This is a genomic window from Frankia sp. CcWB2 (genome assembly GCF_977927585.1).
The window spans coordinates 26,086-27,107 of record NZ_CDWRCM010000037.1 but is presented as its reverse complement, the minus strand read 5'-3'; the positions used below and the strand labels follow the sequence as shown (position 1 = coordinate 27,107).

At 72.1% G+C, this 1,022-nt stretch carries 1 pseudogene; it reads right to left on the bottom strand.

From position 1 onward, the window contains the following. Nucleotides 1-1,022, bottom strand: a pseudogene (locus ACY45C_RS06230) (hypothetical protein); the annotation flags it as partial.

Genomic DNA, 1,022 nt, shown 5'->3' with positions numbered 1-1,022 from the left:
CCAGCGGTGACTCCGCGGGGCCTTCCCCCGCGGGGGCGTCCCCGGACAGCGTCTGGCCCAGCACGGTCGGCGCCATGGACACCGCCGACTGGGCGTCCAGGGTGTGGCTCTGGCTGCGTACCTGGGCCCGGTAGGAGGCGTTGTAGGGAATCAGCACGAGGACGAAGACGGCGGCGGCCGCGGCGATCCACCGCATTGGAAGCCGGCCGCTGGCGACGGAGAACGCGATCAGCACCCCCCACACGCTGGTCGCGAACACCCCCTTCATCCCGCTGGCGACGGCGAAGAGGATCTCGATGGACAGCAGGGCGACGAAGGCCCGCCGACGCCCCCCGCCCCGGGCCAGATCGACGGCGGCGATGAGGAGGGCGGACATCCCGAGGCCGCCGAGCAGGGTGAGCGGCTGGGCGTAGGCACTCGCCTCGGAGACCTTCTGGGACGCGTCGCCCAGGTAGGCATACTGGCCCAGGAGGATCTGCAGGACCCTGGCCGCCACCGAGATCCCGCACAGGATCCACGGCACGTTCCGGCCGCGCAGCCGGGTACCGGTCCCGGGCGCCGCCGCGGCGGCAAACCGGGTGGCCGCGCGCGTCACCATCCGGCCCGGGCCGAGCAGGTATCCGCAGGTCCACAGTGGCAGGGCGAGGCTCGCCAATGCGAGTGCCCGCAGCACGCCGTCGAGATGGATCTGCGGGGTGTCCAGCTGGGGGGTGCGCCAGACCAGTGACACCAGTCCGAACGACATCCCGGTCCACAGCAGGTACCAGGGGCCGAGACGGAACAAGCCCAGCCCGTAACCACGTCCCGCTCGCGCACCGACCAGGAGCAGCGCAGCGAGGCATTCGAACGTGAACGCCACCGAGCGCAGGACCACCCGGTCGGACTCGGACGGCATCCGGAACGCCTCGACGAACCACGGCGCCACGCTGACCATCACGATCATCAGCCACAGCAGCGGCGGGCGGCGGGCGGCGTAGGCAACCCTCCCACCCGGCACGGCCGGGGCTATCACCACGGCGCAC